Origin of the sequence: Actinoplanes sp. NPDC051343 (assembly GCF_044455125.1) — a bacterium.
Taxonomy (GTDB): domain Bacteria; phylum Actinomycetota; class Actinomycetes; order Mycobacteriales; family Micromonosporaceae; genus Actinoplanes.
In genome coordinates, this window is the sequence record NZ_JBITEL010000010.1 from 385,315 (window position 1) to 406,361 (window position 21,047).

General features: G+C 70.9%; 16 protein-coding genes and 1 pseudogene. 9 read left to right on the plus strand and 8 right to left on the minus strand.

Going from position 1 to position 21,047, the window contains the following annotated elements; genetic code table 11:
* Positions 1 to 106 precede the first annotated feature (106 nt).
* From kdpF to ACIA5C_RS32070, 7 genes are read left to right on the plus strand one after another with little or no spacing between them, the layout of a single operon-like run.
* Positions 107 to 196 (plus strand): K(+)-transporting ATPase subunit F, encoded by a 90-nt coding sequence (gene kdpF / locus ACIA5C_RS32040; RefSeq protein WP_396061516.1) that lies wholly within the window; start codon positions 107 to 109, stop codon positions 194 to 196.
* Complete coding sequence (kdpA, locus tag ACIA5C_RS32045; protein ID WP_396061519.1) at positions 196 to 1,845, plus strand: potassium-transporting ATPase subunit KdpA; 1,650 nt, start codon at positions 196 to 198, stop codon at positions 1,843 to 1,845. Before kdpF ends, kdpA begins: the two co-directional genes overlap by 1 nt.
* A complete protein-coding gene (gene kdpB / locus ACIA5C_RS32050) occupies positions 1,842 to 3,941 on the plus strand; it encodes a potassium-transporting ATPase subunit KdpB (protein ID WP_396061522.1) in 2,100 nt (699 codons plus the stop codon). The genes kdpA and kdpB overlap by 4 nt, the downstream gene beginning before the upstream one ends.
* Positions 3,941 to 4,753 (plus strand): potassium-transporting ATPase subunit C, encoded by an 813-nt coding sequence (locus ACIA5C_RS32055; protein ID WP_396061525.1) that lies wholly within the window; start codon positions 3,941 to 3,943, stop codon positions 4,751 to 4,753. The genes kdpB and ACIA5C_RS32055 overlap by 1 nt, the downstream gene beginning before the upstream one ends.
* The gene (locus tag ACIA5C_RS32060; RefSeq protein WP_396061528.1) at positions 4,740 to 7,274 is read left to right on the plus strand and encodes a DUF4118 domain-containing protein; all 2,535 of its coding nucleotides are present in this window, start codon (positions 4,740 to 4,742) and stop codon (positions 7,272 to 7,274) included. The genes ACIA5C_RS32055 and ACIA5C_RS32060 overlap by 14 nt, the downstream gene beginning before the upstream one ends.
* 6 nt (positions 7,275 to 7,280) lie before the next feature.
* Positions 7,281 to 8,417, plus strand: coding sequence for a hypothetical protein (locus ACIA5C_RS32065; RefSeq protein WP_396061530.1), 1,137 nt, complete (start codon positions 7,281 to 7,283; stop codon positions 8,415 to 8,417).
* Between the two features lie 4 nt (positions 8,418 to 8,421).
* Positions 8,422 to 9,231, plus strand: a complete 810-nt coding sequence (locus ACIA5C_RS32070) for a LamG-like jellyroll fold domain-containing protein (RefSeq protein WP_396061532.1) — start codon at positions 8,422 to 8,424, stop codon at positions 9,229 to 9,231.
* Here the strand turns inward: ACIA5C_RS32070 and ACIA5C_RS32075 are convergent.
* The 7 genes from ACIA5C_RS32075 to ACIA5C_RS32105 form a co-directional block, all read right to left on the minus strand.
* On the minus strand, positions 9,225 to 9,791 hold the full coding sequence (locus ACIA5C_RS32075) for a DUF1707 domain-containing protein (protein WP_396061535.1): 567 nt from the start codon (positions 9,789 to 9,791) through the stop codon (positions 9,225 to 9,227). The two genes, ACIA5C_RS32070 and ACIA5C_RS32075, sit on opposite strands and share 7 nt — an antisense overlap.
* Before the next feature lie 56 nt (positions 9,792 to 9,847).
* A complete protein-coding gene (locus ACIA5C_RS32080; protein ID WP_396061538.1) occupies positions 9,848 to 12,382 on the minus strand; it encodes a hypothetical protein in 2,535 nt (844 codons plus the stop codon).
* Positions 12,383 to 12,721: 339 nt separating this feature from the next.
* Positions 12,722 to 13,312, minus strand: a complete 591-nt coding sequence (locus ACIA5C_RS32085) for a lactate utilization protein C (RefSeq protein ID WP_396061540.1) — start codon at positions 13,310 to 13,312, stop codon at positions 12,722 to 12,724.
* The gene (locus ACIA5C_RS32090) at positions 13,309 to 14,727 is read right to left on the minus strand and encodes a LutB/LldF family L-lactate oxidation iron-sulfur protein (RefSeq protein WP_396061542.1); all 1,419 of its coding nucleotides are present in this window, start codon (positions 14,725 to 14,727) and stop codon (positions 13,309 to 13,311) included. The genes ACIA5C_RS32085 and ACIA5C_RS32090 overlap by 4 nt, the downstream gene beginning before the upstream one ends.
* Positions 14,724 to 15,449, minus strand: coding sequence for a (Fe-S)-binding protein (locus ACIA5C_RS32095; RefSeq protein WP_396061544.1), 726 nt, complete (start codon positions 15,447 to 15,449; stop codon positions 14,724 to 14,726). Before ACIA5C_RS32095 ends, ACIA5C_RS32090 begins: the two co-directional genes overlap by 4 nt.
* A gap of 8 nt (positions 15,450 to 15,457) precedes the next feature.
* Complete coding sequence (locus ACIA5C_RS32100; protein WP_396061547.1) at positions 15,458 to 16,852, minus strand: rhamnulokinase family protein; 1,395 nt, start codon at positions 16,850 to 16,852, stop codon at positions 15,458 to 15,460.
* Positions 16,849 to 18,873 (minus strand): bifunctional aldolase/short-chain dehydrogenase, encoded by a 2,025-nt coding sequence (locus ACIA5C_RS32105; protein ID WP_396061549.1) that lies wholly within the window; start codon positions 18,871 to 18,873, stop codon positions 16,849 to 16,851. The genes ACIA5C_RS32100 and ACIA5C_RS32105 overlap by 4 nt, the downstream gene beginning before the upstream one ends.
* Positions 18,874 to 19,043: 170 nt before the next feature.
* On the opposite strand from ACIA5C_RS32105, the gene ACIA5C_RS32110 reads away from it, so the two are divergent.
* The gene (locus tag ACIA5C_RS32110) at positions 19,044 to 19,670 is read left to right on the plus strand and encodes a hypothetical protein (protein ID WP_396061552.1); all 627 of its coding nucleotides are present in this window, start codon (positions 19,044 to 19,046) and stop codon (positions 19,668 to 19,670) included.
* A gap of 20 nt (positions 19,671 to 19,690) precedes the next feature.
* Here ACIA5C_RS32110 and ACIA5C_RS32115 read toward each other — a convergent pair whose 3' ends face one another.
* Positions 19,691 to 20,248: a TetR/AcrR family transcriptional regulator gene (locus ACIA5C_RS32115; RefSeq protein WP_396061555.1), complete on the minus strand. Its 558-nt coding sequence runs from the start codon at positions 20,246 to 20,248 to the stop codon at positions 19,691 to 19,693.
* Between the two features lie 92 nt (positions 20,249 to 20,340).
* Here ACIA5C_RS32115 and ACIA5C_RS32120 point away from each other — a divergent pair.
* Positions 20,341 to 20,955, plus strand: a pseudogene (locus ACIA5C_RS32120) (aldo/keto reductase); the annotation flags it as partial.
* Positions 20,956 to 21,047: the final 92 nt, after the last annotated feature.

The following is a 21,047-nucleotide window of genomic DNA, read 5'->3' on the forward strand; positions in this document are numbered from 1 at the left end:
GCAACCGAAATAAGGAGCGAGGCAAAGTGGCTGATCTGTTGTTCGTCGTGCTCACGGTGGTGCTGTTCGCGGCCCTGACCGTGCTGATCCGGGCGGTCGAACGCTGGTGAGCGCCGTCAACCTGATCGGCGGCATCGTCGCCGTCGTTCTCGCCGCATTCCTGGTCGCTGCCCTGTTGTTCCCGGAGAAGTTCTGATGGCCGCCGGGCTGTTCGTCCTCACGCTGGTCCTGGCCCTGGCGGCGTGCTACCGGCCACTCGGGGACTACCTGCACCGGGTGGTGACCGCGAGACGAGACAGTGTCGTCGAGCGCGGCATCTACCGGCTCGTCGGCGTGGATTCGGGCACCGAGCAGACCTGGGGCGTCTACGCCCGCAGCGTGCTCGCGTTCTCCGCCGTCTCGGTGCTCTTCCTCTATCTGTTCCTGCGCGTGCAGGACCGGCTCTGGCTGGCGCTGGGGGTGCCGAAGATGGCGACCCACGTGGCCTGGAACACCGCGGTCAGCTTCGTGACCAACACCAACTGGCAGGCGTATTCGGGTGAGTCGGCGCTCGGCCATCTGGTGCAGATGGCCGGCCTGGCGGTGCAGAACTTCGTGAGCGCGGCGGTCGGCATTGCGGTGGCGATCGCCCTGGTCCGGGGCTTCGCGGCCCGCAAACAGAGCACGCTCGGCAACTTCTGGGTCGACCTGACCCGGATCACGATGCGGGTGCTGCTGCCGTTCGCAGTGCTGTTCGCGATCATCTTCATGGTCGGCGGGATGGTGCAGAACCTGTCCGGCGGCACCGATGTGACCACGCTGATCGGAGGCACCCAGCACCTCACCGGCGGCCCGGTGGCCAGCCAGGAGGCCATCAAGCTGCTGGGCACCAACGGCGGCGGCTTCTACAACGCCAATTCGGCCCATCCGTTCGAGAACCCGACCGCGTGGACCAACTGGCTCGAGATCTTCCTGCTGCTGGTGATTCCGTTCAGCCTGCCCCGGGTGTTCGGCCGGATGGTCGGCCAGAACCGGCAGGGCTACGCGATCCTCGCCGTGATGGCGGTGCTCGCGTTGGCCGGTGTCGCGCTGACGGTCGGCTTCGAGGTGCACGGCGGCGGCACGGTGCCGCAGGCGGTCGGTGCCGCGATGGAGGGCAAGGAGGTGCGGTTCGGGGCGCCGGACTCGGCCACCTTCGCCGCCGCGTCCACGCTCACCTCGACCGGTGCGGTCGACTCGTTCCACGATTCGTACACCTCGTTCGGCGGCATGATGCCGATGGTCGACATGATGCTCGGTGAGGTCGCGCCCGGCGGCACCGGATCCGGCCTGTACGGCCTGCTGATCCTCGCGATGATCACGGTGTTCGTGGCCGGCCTGATGGTGGGGCGCACGCCGGAATACCTCGGCAAGAAGATCGGCGCGCGCGAGATGAAGCTCGCCTCGCTGTACTTCCTGATCACACCCGCTCTCGTTCTGATCGGTGCCGCGGCGGCTTTCGCCACCGGGCACAACAGCACGGCGCTCAACTCCGGGCCGCACGGCCTCTCCGAGGTTCTGTACGCCTTCGCCAGTGCCGCCAACAACAACGGTTCCGCGTTCGCCGGCCTCACCGTGAACACACCCTGGTGGGACTCGGCGACCGGCCTCGTGATGCTGCTCGGCCGATTCCTGCCGATGGTTCTGGTGCTGGCCCTGGCCGGGTCGCTGGCCCGGCAACGGCCGGTGCCCGACTCGGAGGGCACGCTGCCCACCCACCAGCCCCTGTTCGTCGGCATGGTCGTCGGCGTGACCGTCGTGCTGGTCGCTCTCACCTTCCTTCCCGCTCTCGCTCTCGGACCCGTCGCGGAGGGCCTGTCGTCATGACCGCAGTTCTCGAAAAGCCGGCCGCTCAGGCGCCGGTCAAACCAGGTCTTCTCGAACCCCACCAGTTGGGGAGGTCGCTGCCCGGCGCGATGGCCAAGCTGGACCCGCGCACGCTGTGGCGCAACCCGGTGATGTTCATCGTCGAGGTCGGCGCGGTCTTCACGACCGTGCTCTCGATCGCCTCACCTTCGGTCCTCGCGTGGATCATCACGGTCTGGCTGTGGCTGACGGTCGTCTTCGCCAACCTGGCGGAGGCGGTCGCCGAGGGCCGGGGCAAGGCCCAGGCGGCCACGTTGCGAGCGGCCAGACAGGACACCGTGGCCCACCTGAAGGACGGCCGTACGATCGACGCGCCCGACCTTCAGCCGGGCGACATCGTGGTCGTCGAGGCCGGCGAGATCATCCCGGGCGACGGCGACGTGGTCGAGGGCATCGCCAGCGTCGACGAGTCGGCCATCACCGGCGAGTCGGCCCCGGTCATCCGGGAGTCCGGCGGCGACCGGTCGGCGGTCACCGGCGGCACCAAGGTGCTGAGCGACCGCATCGTCGTCAAGATCACGCAGAGGCCGGGCGAGAGCTTCGTCGACCGCATGATCGCGCTGGTCGAGGGGGCCAACCGGCAGAAGACCCCGAACGAGATCGCGCTGAACATCCTGCTCGCCGCGCTCGCGATCATCTTCCTGCTGTCGGTGGTCACGCTGCAGCCGCTGGCGATCTTCTCGAAGGCCTACAACGCGGCGGCGCCCGACACCGACGCGATCAACGCGCACGGCGTCACCGGCATCGTGCTGGTGTCGCTGCTGGTCTGCCTGATCCCGACCACGATCGGTGCCCTGTTGTCGGCGATCGGCATCGCCGGCATGGACCGCCTGGTGCAGCGCAACGTGCTGGCCATGTCGGGTCGCGCGGTCGAGGCGGCCGGCGACGTCAGCACCCTGCTGCTCGACAAGACGGGCACGATCACCCTGGGCAACCGGCAGGCGTCGGAGTTCGTCCCCGTCGACGGGGTCACCGCGGCCACGCTGGCCGATGCCGCGCAACTGTCCAGCCTGGCCGACGAGACCCCCGAGGGTCGGTCGGTGGTGGTGCTCGCGAAGAACGACTTCGGGCTGCGGGAACGCGAGCCCGGCTTGATGAGCGACGCCACCTTCGTGCCCTTCACCGCTCAGACCCGGATGAGTGGCGTCGACATCGGCGCTCGCCAGGTTCGTAAGGGTGCCGCGACCGCGGTGATGAAGTGGGTCCGCGAGAACGGCGGCCACCCGACCGAGCAGGTCGGCGAGATCGTCGACACGATCAGCGGTACCGGTGGCACGCCATTGGTCGTCGCCGAATATGCCGCCGGCCAGCCGGCCCGCGCCCTCGGCGTCATCCACCTGAAGGACGTCGTCAAGCAGGGGATGAAGGCCCGGTTCGACGAGATGCGCCGGATGGGCATCCGCACCGTCATGATCACCGGCGACAACCCGCGTACGGCGGCCGCGATCGCGGCGGAAGCCGGCGTGGACGACTTCCTGGCCGAGGCGACGCCGGAGGACAAGCTCGCCCTGATCCGCCGGGAACAGGAGGGCGGCCGGCTGGTCGCGATGACCGGCGACGGCACCAACGATGCGCCGGCGCTGGCCCAGGCCGACGTCGGGGTGGCGATGAACACCGGCACGTCGGCCGCCAAGGAGGCCGGCAACATGGTCGACCTCGACTCCGACCCGACCAAGCTGATCGAGATCGTGGAGATCGGCAAGCAGTTGCTGATCACCCGCGGCGCGCTGACCACCTTCTCGATCACCAACGACATCGCGAAGTACTTCGCGATCATCCCGGCCATGTTCGCGGCCGTCTATCCGGGGCTCGACAAGCTCAACATCATGCGGCTGCACTCGCCGGGCTCGGCGATCCTGTCCGCGGTCATCTTCAACGCCCTGGTGATCGTCGCGCTGATCCCGCTGGCCCTGCGGGGTGTGCGCTACACGCCGTCGAGCGCTTCGGCGTTACTCCGCCGCAATCTCTGGATCTACGGCCTGGGCGGCGCCATCGTGCCATTCCTCGGCATCAAGCTCATCGACCTTCTCGTCCAGTTCATTCCCGGGATCCGATAATGCGACTTCCCATCTCACTGGCCCGGCACCTGGCCGCGCTGCGTGCGCTGCTCGTCCTGACCGTCCTGCTGGGACTGGTCTATCCACTGCTCATGGTGGCGATCGACCGGCTGCCCGGCCTCTCACATCGCACCGCTGACTCGCTGATCGGCCAGTCCTTCACCGGCCACACCCGGTACTTCCAGAGCCGGCCCTCGGCGGCCGGCGACGGCTACGACCCGACGGCCACCGGGGCCAGCAACCTCGGCCCGGAAAGCGTGGTCGACACGTTGCCCGACAAGCCCAGCCTCCTCACTCAGGTGTGCACGCGCAGTCTCGACATCGGCCGGCGGGAGGGGGTGGACGGTTCGCGGCCGTTCTGCACCTCCGACGGCGTCGGTGCGGCGCTGGCCGTGTGGCGCAAGGACGGCCTGACCGGCGCGGTCACCCGGGTCGTCTCGGTCAACCAGACCGGCACCCCGTTCCTGGCCGTCTACGACGGTGTGCCGGTGCAGCCGGCCCAGCCGGGTCACGACTACGTGGCCGAGGGCGGCATCATCACCCCGATCCGGGGCGACGCGCCGGCCAAGCCGATCGTGCCCGCGGACGCGGTCACCGCGAGCGGCAGTGGGCTCGACCCGGACATCAGTCCCGCCTACGCCGCCATGCAGGCCCCGCGGATAGCCCGGGAGCGTGGGCTGTCGCTCGACCAGGTACACCGGCTCATCAAGGACAACACCGCCGGACGGGCGCTCGGCTTCCTGGGCGAGCCCGCGGTCAACGTGCTGAAACTCAACCGCGCCCTGGACGGCACCCCCGATGGCACGCGGTGAACTGAGGATCTATCTCGGCGCCGCGCCCGGCGTCGGCAAGACCTACACGATGCTCGAGGAGGCGCGTCGGCGCGCCGAGCGCGGCACCGACGTCGTGATCGGCTTCGTCGAGACGCACGGGCGGATCCACACCGCCGCGATGATCGGCGACCTGGAAACCGTCGCCCGCAAACCGATCACCTACCGGGGCGCCGACTTCACCGAGATGGACCTCGACGCGATCCTCGCCCGCCGCCCGGAGCTTGCCGTCGTCGACGAGCTCGCCCACACCAACGTCCCCGGCCGGCGCAACGCGAAGCGCTGGCAGGACGTCCAGGAGCTGCTGGACGCCGGCATCAGCGTGCTGAGTACGGTCAACATGCAGCACCTGGAGTCGCTCAACGACGTCGTCGCCCGGATCACCGGGGTCGAGCAGCGGGAAACCGTACCCGATGCCGTCGTCCGAACCGCCGAGCAGGTCGAGCTGGTCGACATGACACCGGAGGCGCTGCGCCGGCGGATGGCGCACGGCAACATCTATCAGTCGGAGAAGATCGACGCGGCGCTGAGCAACTACTTCCGAGCCGGCAACCTGACCGCGCTGCGCGAACTGGCCCTGCTCTGGCTGGCCGACAAGGTCGACGACCAGCTCGACAAATATCGGGCCGACCACCGGATCGACGCGACCTGGGAGACCCGGGAACGCGTCGTGGTGGCGCTGACCGGCGGACGTGAGGGCGGCACGCTGATCCGGCGCGCGGCGCGCATCGCGGCCCGGAACAAGGGTGCCGATCTGCTCGCCGTACATGTGGCGCGCAACGACGGCCTGGCCGGCGCCGACCCGGCCGAGCTGGCCCGGCAGCGGGTTGTGGCGGAAAGCCTCGGCGGCACCTACCACCAGGTGGTCGGCGCGGACGTGCCGCAGGCGCTGCTCGACTTCGCCCGCGGGGTCAACGCGACCCAGATCGTGCTCGGTGCGAGCAGCCGCGGCCGGCTGGCCCGGCTGCTCACCGCCGGCGTCGGGGTGACGACGACCGCGCTCTCCGGCTCGATCGACGTGCATCTGGTCACCCACGAGCGGGCCGGGCAGGGACGGTTGGCACGGCGGGTGTCGCCGGCGCTGTCCTGGTCCCGGCAGATCACCGGTTTCGCCCTCGTGCTGCTCGGGCTGCCCGCACTGACCCTCGTCCTCGACGTGGGCCTGACCAACGACATCCTGATCTTCCTCGCCGCGGTGGTCGGCGTCGCGCTGGTCGGCGGTCTCGGGCCCGCCCTGCTCGCCGCGGTGGCCGGATCGCTGCTGCTCAACTACTACTTCACGCCGCCGCTCGGACGGTTCACGATCGCCGCACGCGACAACCTGGTCGCCCTGCTGGTCTTCGTGATCGTGGCGCTGGCGGTGAGCTGGGTGGTCGACACCGCGGCCCGCAAGACGCGGCAGGCGGCGCGGGCGTCGGCCGAGGCGCAGACGCTGTTCACGATCGCCGGCGGCGTGATCCGCGGCGAGCGTCTGCTCGAACGGCTCCGGGAGACCTTCGGCCTGGAATCGGTCACCCTGCTGGAGGACGGGCGGGTCAGCGCGACCGTCGGCGTACCGTGCACGGACCCGCGTACGGCCGACGCGGAAGTCATCGTCGATGACCGGCACACCCTGCTCCTGAAAGGGCATCCTCTGGATGCCTCCGACCGGCGCATCGTCGAGGCGTTCGCCGCCCAGGCGGCGCTCGCACTGCGGCAGGAACGGCTCACTGCCGAGGCGGCCGCGGCCAAGCCGCTGGCCGAGGCCGACAAGATGAGGACGGCGTTGCTCGCGGCGGTCAGCCACGATTTGCGTACGCCGCTGGCCGGCGCGAAGGCGGCGGTCGCCGGTCTGCTCAGCAACGAGGTCCACTTCGGCCCGGAGGACCGACGCGAGCTCCTGGAGACCGCCGACCAGTCACTCGACCGGCTGGATCGCCTGGTCGCCAATCTGCTCGACATGAGCCGGCTGCAGGCCGGTGCGCTCGGCGTCACCGCGATCGACATCGGGCTGGAGGAGGTCGTCCCGCGCGCCCTGGACGACCTCGGCGGTAACGTCGTTTCCCGCCTGCCGCCCGACCTGCCGGCCGTCCGCGCCGACCCCGGCCTGCTCGAACGCATCCTGGTCAACGTCATCGGCAACGCGCTACGCTACAGCCCGCCCGGCCGCCCGCCGACGATCGCCGGCCGCGCCGTCGGCGACCGTGTCGAACTGCGGGTCATCGACCACGGGCCGGGCATTCCGGCCGAGGACCGGGACAAGGTCTTCCAACCGTTCCAGCGGCTCGGCGACCACGACAACCACACCGGGGCCGGGCTCGGGCTGGCGCTGTCCCGCGGTCTGACCGAGGCGATGGGCGGCTCGCTGACCCCGGACGAGACCCCCGGCGGCGGCCTCACCATGATTCTTTCGCTGCCGTCGGACACCCCGTCCGGCCCATCCGGCCCGGCCCGGGTACCGACCCCGGACGGGGGTAATGCTTCGATCCGGGTGACGCATCCTGATCAGGGGGCCGTGCGTTGACCCGGCGTGCGTATCTCCAAGCGTGTCCTGATCGGCGGCGCCGTGGCCGCCATCGCCATCGCCGGCACCGGCGTGGCTCGTGCCGCGGTGGTGGGCAGCGCGGCCCACACCTCCCCGCAATTCAACGGCTCGGTCTACGCGATCGCCTACCACGGCGACACGGTCTACGTGGGTGGCTCGTTCACCAGCGCAATGATCGACGGTCATCTGGTGCACCGCGATCGCCTAGCCGCCTTCGACACCCGCAGCGGCGATCTACTCTCGTGGGCGCCCGAGGCCGACCAGACGGTCCGGGCGCTCGCCGTTTCCGGCGGCTCGGTCTACGCCGCGGGCGACTTCACCCGCATCTCCGGCCGGCGCCGCGACAAACTCGCCCAGATCAACGGCTCCTCCGGAGCCGTCGGCACCTTCTCCCACCGGGTCACCGGCATCCCGCAGGCGCTCGCGGTGGGCGACGGCAAGCTGTACGTCGGTGGCTCGCTCAGCCGGATCGACTCGTCCCCGCGGACACGGCTGGCCGCGTTCTCGCTCGTCGACGGCGCGATCGACCGTCGCTGGACGCCGACCACCGACGACGCCGTGCACGCGCTGGCCTTCGCCGGGAACCGGGTCTATCTGGGCGGCAGCTTCCACCGTACGGACGGCGCGCGCTCGACGCTGCGACTGTCGGCTGTGGACCCGTCGACCGGCGCGCTGGACGGCGGCTTCCGGCCGTCGCCACCCGCTGTCGTGCACGCGATCGCGGTCGACAACCACGGGGTGTACGCCGCGATGGGCGGCCAGGGCGGGCAGGCCGCGGCCTACACCACGACCGGTCACGCCCGGTGGACCCGGTTCTTCGACGGTGACGTGCAGGGCGTGGCGGTGCTCGACGGGACGGCGTACGTCGGTGGGCACTTCGACAAGGCCTGCACGACCAACGCGAACGGCGCCCACGGCACGTGCTCCGGGCGCTCGCAGTCGCGGGTGAAGCTGGCCGCGGTCAACGCCGACGGGTCGCTGAACTCGTGGGCGCCGCAGGCGAACGGCATCGTCGGCGTCCGCACGATCGTGGTCGACCCGCTGCGGCACACGGTCGCGGTCGGAGGCGATTTCACCACGATCGGCGGCAAGGCGCAGAAGCGTTACGCCTTCTTCGGCTGAGCCGGTGTCCAGGACCCGCTTTCTGCTGCTGCTCGCGGCGGTGGCAGTGCTCACCTCGACGCTCGGGCCGTCGGCCCGGGCGTCGACGGGCGCCCTGACGCGGGCGTCGACCGGCGGCTCATCCACCGGTGCTCCCGGCCCCTTGTCGACCGGTGGCGCCACGGACCAGTCGTCGGCGGACGCGCCGGACGCTGTCCGCTTTTCTTTTGACGGCGCCGGACTGCTGGCCGACATCACCGGGCACGGCCACGATCTCAGCCCGGTCGCCCGGCACGGCGGCGCGTTCGCCACGGCCCGGCACGGGAACGGGCAAGCGCTGGTGTTCCCGCCACCGTGCCACGATGAGCCGTGCCCGCGGATCGCGCTGCGCGCCTCGACCGCCACCGACCTCGACCCGGGCACCCGCCCGATCCGCTGGGGCGCGACGGTGAAGCTGGCCGCCGACCAGACGACCAAGGGCGAGAACGTGGTGCAGAAGGGTTTCTCGGCCAGCGGCAGCCAGTACAAGCTGCAGGTCGACGGTCTGGCGGGCGACCCCAGCTGCGCGATGGTCGACGACCGGCGGCCGGGCATCCACCTGGCGAAGAGCGGCGTCAGCGTCGCCGACGGTCAGTGGCACACCCTGGAATGCCGGCGCCGCGGCGCCCAGCTGACCGTGCTGGTCGACGGCGCGGAACGGGGCGCGACGCGCGTGCCGGCCGACCTGTCGGTGCGCAACCGGATCCCGCTCAGCGTCGGCGGGAAGGGCTCGTTCACCGACAACGACCAGTTCCAGGGCGCCCTGGACGACGTCTGGGTCTCGATCGGTCAGTAACTCTGAGGCAGTGTGTACGGCTTGGAGTCGACCTCGATCGAGCTGAACCAGCCGGTGACCTGGATGCGGATCTCGGGCGTGCCCGGCACCCGGGGCACCGCGGCCAGCCGGATGTGCCGCGAGGTGAAATAGGTCGAGCCGACGAAGTCGACCTCGACACCCTCCGGCACGATCACCTTGAGCTCGCCGAAGACGCAGGCTCCGCTGATCTCGATGACGCTCTGATCGGTCAGCACCGCCCGCAGGTCGATCTCGGTCGCCCCGAAGACGTTGCGCAGCTTGAGCCGGCCGGACCGCAGCTTCCACCGGCCGCGCCGCTTGTTGTCGCTGAACACCGTGACGATCTTGTCGACCGAGTGGGCCGACCCGACGATCGGCGTGGTCGTCAGCCCGGCCGTCGCCTGCTCGAGTGCCGCATCGTCCTCGGCCGCCCAGACCGCACCGACCCGCGCGCTGAACTCCTCGAGCGTCAGCCGCCCGTCGCCGCACGCCCGCTGCAACACTTCGGCCGCACGCTCCCGCTCGACATCGGACGGCGGCCGGCGCATAGGACTGGTCACCCTCGCGACCCTAGTCGTTCACGGCCCGCGTTTCCGCCCCGCGCGGGACCTGGACCTCAGAGGTAGGCCGGAATCTTCAGCGTCGCGGTGCCGGTGGCCGTGCCGTCGGCGGTGTGCCCGGTGACGATCACCCGGTAGTTGTCGGCGCTCGGCGGGACGAACGTGATCTGGGCCGCCCCGTCGCCGTCGGCCAGCACCGTGCCGGCGCTGTCGACCACGCCGTCACTGTCGCCGACGACCTGATAGTCGAAGGAGACCACGTCCGGCATGCCCCCGGCGAAGGTGACCGCGGTCGCTTTGCCGGGCAGGCCGCGGCCCGGGTCGGCGACGACCCGAGGCTGGGTGCCGACGTCGAAGTGGTATTCGGTGACCGGCGACAGCGAGCCGTCGCGGAACCGCCGCTGCACCGCGAGCGTGCTCGGCCCGGTGTGGTCGGGTGTGAACGCGACCGAGGTGATCGCCTCGCCGGTGTCGCGCGGCATCGTCCGCACCGGGCCGTCGTCGACGTGCCACAGGTAGTCGGTGGTCTCCCCGGTCAGGTCGCCGAGGAACCCGAACGTGCCGGGTACGCCCAGGCCGAGCGCTTTCCCCGAGGCCGGCCAGCTGGCCGTGACCTGCACCGCCGGGTCGGCCACGACGATCGGATAGTCGCGCGGGTCGGAGGCCGTGCCGTCGCCGTCGACGCTGACCGCGGTCAGCACCCGCCAGCCCGGCCGGTCCGGGGTGAATTCGACGTCGGCGCGGCCGTCCGGCCCGGCCGGGACGGTCTGCCGCTGGGCGCCGCCGTCGAACGAGTAGCGGTAGCCGACCACGCCCGGCTCGGCCGGGGTCAGGGTGACCGTGCCGATCCGCCCGGCAACGGCGGCGACCCCGAGATCGGGCACCGGCTTGATCACCGGCGCGGACGAGACCGCCAACGTGAGCGTGCCCGCCGGGGTGAACGTGCCGTCGACCCGGCGCACCCGGGCGCTCACCGTGACCGGCCCGGCGTGCGCGGCAACGACCGGCACGGTGACCTGGGCGGCGAACCGGACTTCCCGTTCGGCGCCGCCGTCGATGCGGTAGCGATAGGCAGCGCCGTCCGGCAGACCGCTCGTGATCTTCACTGGCACCGGCACGCCGACGTCCGCCGGCCCGGCATCGGACCGCAGGGACGGCGTCGGGTCGATCACGTCGAAGGACTGCTCACGCAGGCCGGAGAGCGCGCCGGTCGCGGTCACCGCGGAGACGGCCAGCGTGTAGGCGCCGCTGTGCCGCGGCGTCCAGGTCAGCTGGGTGGGATCCGTGGGCACCGCGTCGATGCGGTGCCGGCCGTCGCCGAAGTCGTACTCGTAGGCGACCGCATCGGCCGCCCGCGAGGTCAGTGCGATGGTGCCGGCCACGCCGGCGACCAAGGAAGGAACCGAAACTCCGGGTGCGTCGCCGGCCGGCGGCGTGCAGGCGTACGCGACGTCGCGGCCCCGATTTCCGGCCGAGTCGACCGCGTCGACCGTGACCTCGTCGGCGCCGGTATCGATCCGGGCATGGTCACCGCGCACCCGCCCGCTGCGCCCCGCCGCCGACCAGACGAAGCCGACCGTGTCGCGGTCGCCGGCACCGTCGACGACGAACGCGCCGGTGCAGTCGGTCGCCCGGACGGTCGGCGCGGTCCGCGGCGGCGTGTTGTCGACCGTGAGGAAGCACGGAGAACTCCACGGCGAGGTGTCGTCGGCGTCGCGCGCCTGCCCGGCCCAGGCGAGGACCGTGCCGTCCGGATAGCCACTCAGGTCGGCGACCGCGTCCGGGTCGTCGCCGTAGCTGCCGCGGATCTGCTTACGCTGATCGGGGTGCTCGACCGGCCAGATCGCGAACTGCACCGACCGCGGCTGCTCCCGATCGGCGTCATCGACGTGCAACGCGAGCGTGGTGCGGCCACCGGCGCTCGGAATCTGCTCCGGCGTGCCGCACCCGCGCGCGGGTGCACGCAGCCCGAGCCGGCTCAGCACGGGCGCGTGGTTGCCCCAGATCGTCAGCCGGAACGGCTGCATCAGGCGACCGGCCAGCGCCCGCGCCTCGGCCCCGGCCGCCATCCGGACCTCGAAGCTGATCGTCTTGTCACCGCGGGCGATTGCACTGTCGACCTGCGACAGCACGTCGACGCCGAGATAGGCCCCCGGGCAGAGCGCCCCTGTGCCGAAGTCGGCGTGCCCGACCAACTCCACCTCGGCCGGCGGATGCGCCCAGCTCGTGTCCGCCCCGACCGGCCCGGTGCGCCAGACCTCGACCGGCCCGGCCGTATCGCAGTCGGTCACCGAGGTCTCGGTCGCCGACAGGGTGGCGCGATGAAGCACCTGTCCCCGGAATTCACTGAGGTCATAGGTGAAGTAGGCCCGGCGGGTGTGCTTCACCCCGCCGGCCACGAACGACCCGAGCGGGGTGTCACCGGGCGCATCCATCTGACCTGAACCGGGGTCGGCCGAGTCGGTGAAGACCCAGCCCGAGGGGGTGCCGGGCCCGTAGTTCATAGCCCGGGCAGGCGCGGCAACCAGCACGGCCGCCAGCCCCAGCGCGACGGCAACGCCACTCCGCAGACTGCGAACCGGACTCCCCATCTCGCCTCGTCTCTCCGCAGCCAGGCCAGGGCTCGGACTCTAACACCGTCAATGTCCGACACGCCCGCATGCGATAGCCGCCCGCATTGAATTGCGCGATAAGCGTGGCGCCGCAGTCCGCGCCGGCACGCATGCGCTATCTGTTGACGATCCCTTTGATCGGGCAATATCGGGAAGCTGGCCACGCCTTACAGACTCGGGAAGCGGCCGGCGGCACGAAGCGATCTGATGGCGGAACTGCCGCCTGAGAAAGCGACCTCGGCAAATCACCTCGGGCGCGGGAGTTTTCGGCACCGACGGCCGATGAGCGCATCGTGGCCCGGCGGGGCATTCCGAGCGTCAGGGCGTCAGGATCACGTGCAGGTTGCGGGGGCCGTGGACGCCCTCGACGCGGTTGAGTTCGATGTCGCTGGTGGCGGACGGGCCGCTGATCCAGGTCAGTGGGCGGGTCGGGTCGAGGCGGGCGACCGCCTCCGGCACCCCGGCCACCACCTGGTCCGGGCGGATCACGCAGAGGTGCAGGTCGGGCAGGAGCGAGATGATGCGGCGGCCCTGGTCGGGGGACGCGTCGAGGACGATTGTGCCGGTTTCGGCGATGCCGACCGCGGCCGCGGTGACCACGCCGTCGGCGGCCGCGATGCGGTCGGCCGGCAGACCGTCGTCGACGAGAGCGGAAACCTCGGCGGGCAGCCAGGAACGGTCCAGACCGGGCGGAACGATCAGGGTGCCCGTACCGAGAATGGTTTTGATCGTCGAAGCGACGTCCGGTCCACGATGGACCACCGCCTTGTAGTCGACCAGCCGCTCGACGAACAGGTCGAGATCGGCCGGGTCGAACTCGCGGCGGTAGTCGCGCGGGATGTCCGGCACCGCGGGCTGGTCGCGCAGCGCCGCCCGCACCCGGCTGAGGATGACGTCTTTCGAGCTCATCGGCCTCGCCACCAATCGCGGAAGGTCTCGTCCGGCGGGGCCGGCAGGTCGCGGCTCGCGGTCCAGCCGTTCAACGGCGGTGGCAGCCGCCCGCCGGCGAACTTCGACAGCTTGGCCGCGTGCTGGGCGGCCTCGTAGAGCCGGGGGTGGTCCATCGTGTAGGCCGCGGCGCGCATCGCCGCCTTTTCGGCGCGCGGGTGGGGTGCCTGGTCGCGCAGGTGGACCAGGATCGACGGGATGTCGATCTTTACCGGGCAGGCGTCGAAGCAGGCGCCGCAGAGCGAGGACGCGTAGGGCAGCGAAGCGTTGTCCTCGACGCCGGTGAGCTGCGGGGACAGCACCGCGCCGATCGGGCCGGGGTAGACCGAGCCGTACGCGTGGCCGCCCGTGCGCTCGTAGACCGGGCACACGTTGAGGCAGGCCGAGCAGCGGATGCAGTGCAGCGCCTGGCGGCCGATCTCGTCGGCCAGCACCGCGCTGCGCCCGTTGTCGAGCAGCACCATGTGGAAGTCTTGCGGGCCGTCGCCCGGCGTGACGCCGTGCCACATCGACGTGTACGGGTTCATCCGCTCGCCGGTCGACGCCCGCGGCAGCAGTTGGAGGAAGACCTCGAGGTCGGACCAGCGGGGCACGATCTTCTCGATGCCCATCACGGTGATCAGGGTGTCCGGCAGGGTCAGGCACATTCGGCCGTTGCCCTCCGACTCGACCACGGCCAGCGTTCCCGTCTCGGCGATCGCGAAGTTGGCCCCCGACACCGCCACCTTGGTCGCCAGGAACGTCTCGCGCAGGTAACGCCGGGCGGCCGCCGCCAGCACGGCCGGCTCGTCGCTCAGTGAAGGGTCGACACCGGGCATGGCCCGCAGGAAAATCTCGCGGATCTCGGCGCGGTTGCGGTGGATCGCCGGCACCAGGATGTGACTGGGCTTGTCGTCGCCGAGCTGCACGATCAGCTCGGCCAAGTCGGTCTCGACCGGCTGGATGCCGGCCGCCTCGAGCGCCTCGTTGAGGCCGATCTCCTGGGTGGCCATCGACTTGACCTTGATGACCCGCTGTTCGCCGGTGGCCCGCACCAGGTCGGTGACGATCTGGTTGGCCTCGACCGCGTCGGCCGCCCAGTGCACCGTGCCGCCGGCCGCCGTGACCCGCTCTTCGAGCTGTTCGAGCAGCTCCGGTAAGGCAGCCATCGTGGCGGTCTTGAGCGCCGAACCGGCCTCCCGCAGCTGCTCCCAGTCGGGCAGTTCGGCGATCACCCGGCCCGACTTGCCGCGGATCGTGGTGGTCGCGTGCTGCAGGTTGAGCCGCAGCTGGGAGTCGGCGAGGGCCTTGCGGGCGGCGGCCGGGAACGGCTCGTCGCCCCGCAGGTTGCCGACCCCCCTCGGTGCGGTGGCGGGCATGCCGAGGAACGTCATCATGCCTCCGTCGACGCGAGGATTTCGGCCAGGTGGACCGTACGTGTGCCCGTTCGCAGCCGGGAGAGGCCGCCGCCGATGTGCATGAGGCAGGACGCGTCGCCGGCCGTGCAGACGTCGGCGCCGGTGTCGAGCACGTGCCGCATCTTGTCGGCCAGCATCGCGGTCGAGGTGTCGGCGTTCTTGACCGCGAAGGTGCCGCCGAAGCCGCAGCACTCCTCGGCCGCGGGCAGGTCGACCAGGGTCAGGCCGCGGACGTTGCGCAGCAGCCGCAGCGGCTTGTCGCCGACCCTCAGCACCCGCAGCGAGTGACAGGTCGGGTGGTAGGTGACGCGGTGCGGGTAGTAGGCGCCGACGTCTTCCACGCCGAGCACGTCGACCAGCAGCTCGGACAGCTCGTAGGTGCGGGCCGCCACGGAGGAGGCACGCGCGGCGAGACCGGCGTCCCCGGCGGCCACCATCGCGTGCTGGTGACGCACCGATCCGACGCAGCTGCCCGAGGGGGCGACCACCACGTCGTACGGTTCGAAAGCGCGAACGTGCCGCCGCACCAGCGGCAATGCGTCCTTCTGATAGCCGGTGTTGATGTGCATCTGCCCGCAGCACGTCTGGTCCTCGGGGAAGACGACCTCGTGACCGAGCCGCTCGAGCAGCTGAACGGTCGCCTTGGCCGCGGCCGGGAACATGGTGTCGGCCAGGCAGGTCACGAACAGGGCGATCCGCACCGCGCCTCCTATTCCGCGAGCCGCCTCTCGGCAGCCCTCCACTGGCCCTCGTCGCCCGAAGGCGAATAGCGCACGACCGGCTGGGTCTCGCGCAGCAGCGACCGCATCGCCCCGAGGTCACCTTCGACGACGCCGGCGGTCCGCGCCTGCACAAGAACATTACCCAGTGCGGTGGCCTCGACCGGCCCGGCCAGCACAGGTAATCCGCAGGCGTCGGCGGTCAGCTGGCAGAGCAGCTCGTTGCGGGCTCCCCCGCCCACGATGTGCACCGCGTCGACGTCACGTCCGGCCAGTTCCTGGGCCTGCCGCACCGCGCGCCGGTGGGCCAGCGCGAGGCTGTCGAGGATGCAGCGGGCGAGCACGGCCGGGCTCGCGCCGGCGGACAGTCCGGCGGCCCGACGCAGACGCCCGGCCATCTCACCCGGCGGCAGGAAGATCGGGTCGTCCAGGTCGACCACGTGGGCCAGCGCCGGCGCAAGCGCGGCCGAGCGCAGCAGGTCGTCGATCGACGGCGAGCCCCACTCGCGCATCACCTCCTGCAGCGGCCACAGCCCCATCACGTTGCGCAGGAACCGGATCGTGCCGTCGATCCCGCCCTCGTTGGTGAAGTTGGCGGCTCGTGACGCGGGCGTCAGCACCGGCGACGGCAGTTCCAGGCCGACCAGCGACCAGGTGCCGCAGGAGATGTAGGCGAACCGGTCGGACGTCGCCGGCACGCCCACCACGGCCGACGCGGTGTCGTGCGAGCCGACGGCCACGACCGGGGTGCCCTCGAAGGAGCCGATCAGCGACCCCGGTTGGCGGATCGCGGGCAGCAGCGACGGCCGGAGGCCCAGTTCGGCCAACAACGGCAGGGACCAGTTTCGCGTACGCACGTCCAGCAGCTCGGTGGTCGACGCGTTGGTGTATTCCGCGCCGATCTCGCCGGTCATCCAGTAGGCGAGCAGGTCGGGGATCAGCAGCATCTGCTGGGCGGCCTCGTACTGCGGCGTCGTCATCGCCGCGACCAGTTGATAGGCGGTGTTGAAGGGCAGCTTCTGCAGGCCGGTGATCTCGTAGAGCTTGTCGTCACCGATCTGCGCGGCCACCCGCTCGGGCACGCCGTCGGTGCGGGCGTCGCGATAGTGGACCGGGTTGCCCAGCAACGCTCCCGCCGCGTCGAGCAGGCCGTAGTCGACCGCCCACGAGTCGATGCCGATCGAGTCGACCGGGCCGGCCTGGGCCAGCCCGGTCAGCACGCCGCGATAGAGCGCGAGGATGTCCCAGTGCAGGGTGCCGCCGGCCCGCACCGGCTCGTTGGCGAACCGGTGCGCGGCGGCGAGCTCCACCGTGGAGCGATCGACACGGCCGACCATCACGCGCCCGCTGGACGCACCGAGGTCGACCGCGGCGAACGACCTCATCTCAGGAAAGCTGCTGCCACCCCGGCGTCCACCGGGATGTGCAGGCCGGTCGTGTGGGTCAGGTCGCCGCCGGTCAGCACGAAGACCGCGTTGGCCACGTGCTCGGGCAGCACCTCGCGCTTGAGCAGGGTGCGCTGCGCGTAGTACTCGCCGAGCTTCTCCTCGGGCACGCCGTAGACCGCGGCCCGCTGGGCACCCCAGCCGCCGGCGAAGATGCCGGAGCCGCGGACCACGCCGTCCGGGTTGATCCCGTTCACCCGGATGCCGTACGCCCCGAGCTCGGCCGCGAGCAACCGCACCTGATGGGCCTGATCGGCCTTGGTGGCGCCGTAGGCGACGTTGTTGGGGCCCGCGAACAGCGAGTTCTTGCTCGAGATGTAGACGATGTCGCCGCCCAGTCCCTGGGCGATCAGGATGCGGGCGGCCTCCCGCGACACCAGGAAGGAGCCCTTCGCCATCACGTCGTGCTGCAGGTCCCAGTCGGCCTCGGTGGTCTCGAGCAGCGGCTTCGAGATCGACAGGCCGGCGTTGTTGACGACCAGGTCGACGCCGCCGAACGCGAGCACGGCGTCCCGCAGCGACTCGATGATCGCGTCGGCGCTGGTCACGTCGGCCGTCGTCGCGATGGCGACGTCACTACCGCCGATCTCGACGGCTGTTTGCCGTGCGGCGTCGCCGTCGCGGTCGGCGACGATCACGCAGGCGCCCTCGGCGGCCAGCCGTTTCGCTATGGCGCGGCCGATGCCGCTGCCCGCGCCCGTGACGTACGCGATGCGGGTCGCCAGCGGCTTCGGCTTCGGCATCCGCTGAAGTTTCGCCTCCTCCAGCGCCCAGTATTCGATGCGGAACTTCCCCGACTCGTCGATCGGGGCGTAGCGGGACACCGACTCGGCGCCGCGCATCACGTTGATCGCGTTGACGTAGAACTCGCCCGCCACCCGGGCGGTCTGCTTGTTGCCCCCGAAGGAAAACATGCCGACGCCGGGCACCAGCACGATCGCCGGGTCGGCGCCACGCATGGCCGGGCTGTCGGGGGTGGCGTGCCGCTCGTAGTAGGCGCGGTAGTCGTCGCGGTAGGCCGCGTGCAATTCCCTGATCCGGGCGATCACGTCGTCGAGCGGCGCGTCCGGCGCGGTGTCGACGACCAGCGGCTTCACCTTGGTGCGCAGGAAGTGGTCGGGGCAGCTGGTGCCGAGCGCGGCCAGTTCCGGCATCCGCTCGCTGTTGACGAAGTCGAGCACCACGTCGGAGTCCGTGAAGTGGCCGACCTGGGGACGATCCGTGGAGGCGAGTCCGCGGAGCACCGGGAACAGGGCGGCCGCGCGCTCACGGCGTACGGGAAGCGGCTGGTGGATCGCCGGGCCGAAAGGCGCCGGACGGCCGTGCGAGGCCAGGTAGGCCGCGGCCGTTTCGATGATCTCGCGCGAGTTGGCCTCGCACTCGGCGCTCGTCGCACCCCAGGCGGTGATGCCGTGCCCGCCGAGGATGACGCCGATGGCCTGCGGGTTGGCCTTATGCACGGCGGCGATGTCGAGGCCGAGCTGGAAGCCGGGGCGGCGCCAGGGCACCCAGAGCACCCGGTCGCGGAAGATCTCCTTGGTCAGCGCCGGCCCGTCGGCCGCGGTCGCGATCGCGATGCCCGAGTCGGGGTGCAGGTGATCGACGTGCGGGGCCTCGACCAGGCCGTGCATGGCGGTGTCGATGCTCGGCGCGGCGCCACCCCGCCCGTGCAGGCAGAAGTCGAACGCCGCGACCATCTCGTCCTCGCGCTCCACACCGGGGTAGACGCTGGTGAGCGCCCGGAGGCGGTCGAGGCGCAGGACGGCCAGGCCGTTCTCGGTGAGGGTGCCGAGGTCGCCGCCCGAGCCCTTGACCCAGAGCAGGTCGGTGGGTTCCCCGGTGACCGGGTCGGTCGCGCTGCCCTGGGCGCTCGTGTTGCCGCCGGCGTAGTTGGTGTTGCGCGGATCGGCGCCCAGCCGGTTGCTGCGCTGAAGGAGGTCGCGCACCGCGGGATTGGTCATCGTGGCCTTCCCTGCTTATGAAACGTTTCACAGACTGCCGTCAGATTACGGCCCCGCCGTCGCCGCGGTCAAGACGCCGAGCGGGGTTTGAAACGCTGTGGCAGCGTGCCGTTGTGTCCACATCGGACCCTGTTTTCGAGCCTCGGTGACCAAGGGTTCATCATGGTCCGATGCACTCTGAGGCACCGGTACGCCTGGTCCTCATCCGGCCGGGCACCTGGGCACCGCCGGAACCGGGCGAACCGCTGGGCGGCCTCACCGCGGCCGGTCGCGCCCAGGCCCGAGCATGCGGCCGATGGTTGCGCTCGGTAGCGGTGCCGTTATTCACGGCCGGTGGCTTCTCGGTGGTCAGTTCGCCCGCCCGGCAGGCCCGGCAGACCGCCGAGTTGCTCGGGCTGGGGCCGTGGACGCCGAGCGCCGACCTGTCGCGGCTCCCCTCCCCGGCGCCCTCCTTCGCGGCCGGGGCCTACCCCTCGTCCGCGGCGGCCGCCGATCTGCCCCGGATGACGCCGGCCGACCTGCGGGAACGGGTGGCCGCGTGGCTGTCCGGCCCCGAGGTGGCCGGGGCCTCGGTCTCGGCGGTGGTGGCGGTCTGCCCGGTCGACGTGCTGCTGGCCGTACGCAGCGTGCTCGAGTCGGATTCGCCCTGGATGCCGGGGCATTGCGATGTGCTCGCCTATTCACGGCTCGCCCCTGGCGGCGAGGTGGTGGATCGCTATCGGTGGCGGGTGTGGGTGCCGCAGCCGTGGTCGGCGCCGCCGGGCTGGAACGAGAACCTCTGGCAGCTCATCGCCTGAACGGTGTTCCGTTTGTTGTTCTAGCGCACCCGCAGACCGGCGATCAGCACCTCGACCATCCGGCGAGCGTCGTAGCGCGGGCTCGCACCGGCCCCGATGCACAGGTTGCCGACCGCGAACATCAACTCGAAGCCGTCGATGTCCGCCCGGATCTCGCCGGCGCCGGCGGCCGCCGCCAGCAAGGACGCGCACACCGGCACCAGCCGATCGAGGAAGTAGGCGTGCAGCTTCTGGAACGCCGCCTCGTCCGACTGCAGCGCCTCGGCCAGGCCGTGCTTGGTGACCAGGAAATCCACGAACAGATTGATCCAGCGTCCGAGCGCGACATGCGGTGACGACGACGCCTCGAGCAGCGTCGGACCGGCGAGAGCGCACGCCTCGACCTGGTGCTGGTAGACCGCGACGATCAGGTCGGCCCGCGTCGGGAAGTGCCGATAGATGGTGCCGACGCCCACCCCGGCGCGCCCCGCGATGTCGCGCACCGGCGCGTGCACCCCTGAGGCGACGAAGGCCGCTGCCGCTGCCTCCAGGAGCGTCTGCTTGTTCCGCTCCGCATCCGCTCTCTTCCGCGGCGTCATGACGCACCTCACTTGGCAACCGGAACAATGTTCCGTATGTTTCTCCCGGAACCATGTTCCGCTTCGAGTCAAGCATGCCAGAGGAGCCACCCATGCAATACCGCACCCTCGGCCGGACGGGAGTCCAGGTCAGCACCCTCGTTCTCGGCGCCATGAACTTCGGCCGCATCGGCGGCACCGGCCAGAACGAGGTCGACACCCTGATCGGCACCGCCCTCGACGCCGGCATCAACCTCATCGACACCGCCGACATGTACGGGCAGGGCGAATCGGAGGAGATGGTCGGCAAGGCGATCGCCGGCCGGCGCGACGCCATCGTCCTCGCCACCAAGGCGACCCTGCCGATGGGCGACGACCGCAACCGGCAGGGTGGATCCCGCCGCTGGCTGTTCACCGCCCTCGACGACAGCCTCCGCCGGCTCAAGGTCGACCACGTCGACCTCTACCAGATGCACCGCTGGGATCCGCGGACCAGCGACGAGGAGACGCTGGGCGCGCTGACCGACCTCCAGCGCGCGGGCAAGATCCGATACTTCGGCTCGTCGACCTTCCCGGCCTACCGGATCGTGCCGGCCCAATGGGCCGCGCGCGCCGGCCGCTACGTCACCGAGCAGCCCAGCTATTCGATCCTCCAACGCGGCGTGGAAGCGCACGTCCTGCCAGTCACCCAGGAGTACGGCATGGGCGTCCTGGCCTGGAGCCCGCTAGTGTGGTGCGCCGTAAATTCGTTGGCAAAACCGTGCGAGTGATTCGAGGATCTCTTCGGCAGTCTTGGTCCAGATGAATGGGCGTGGGCTGC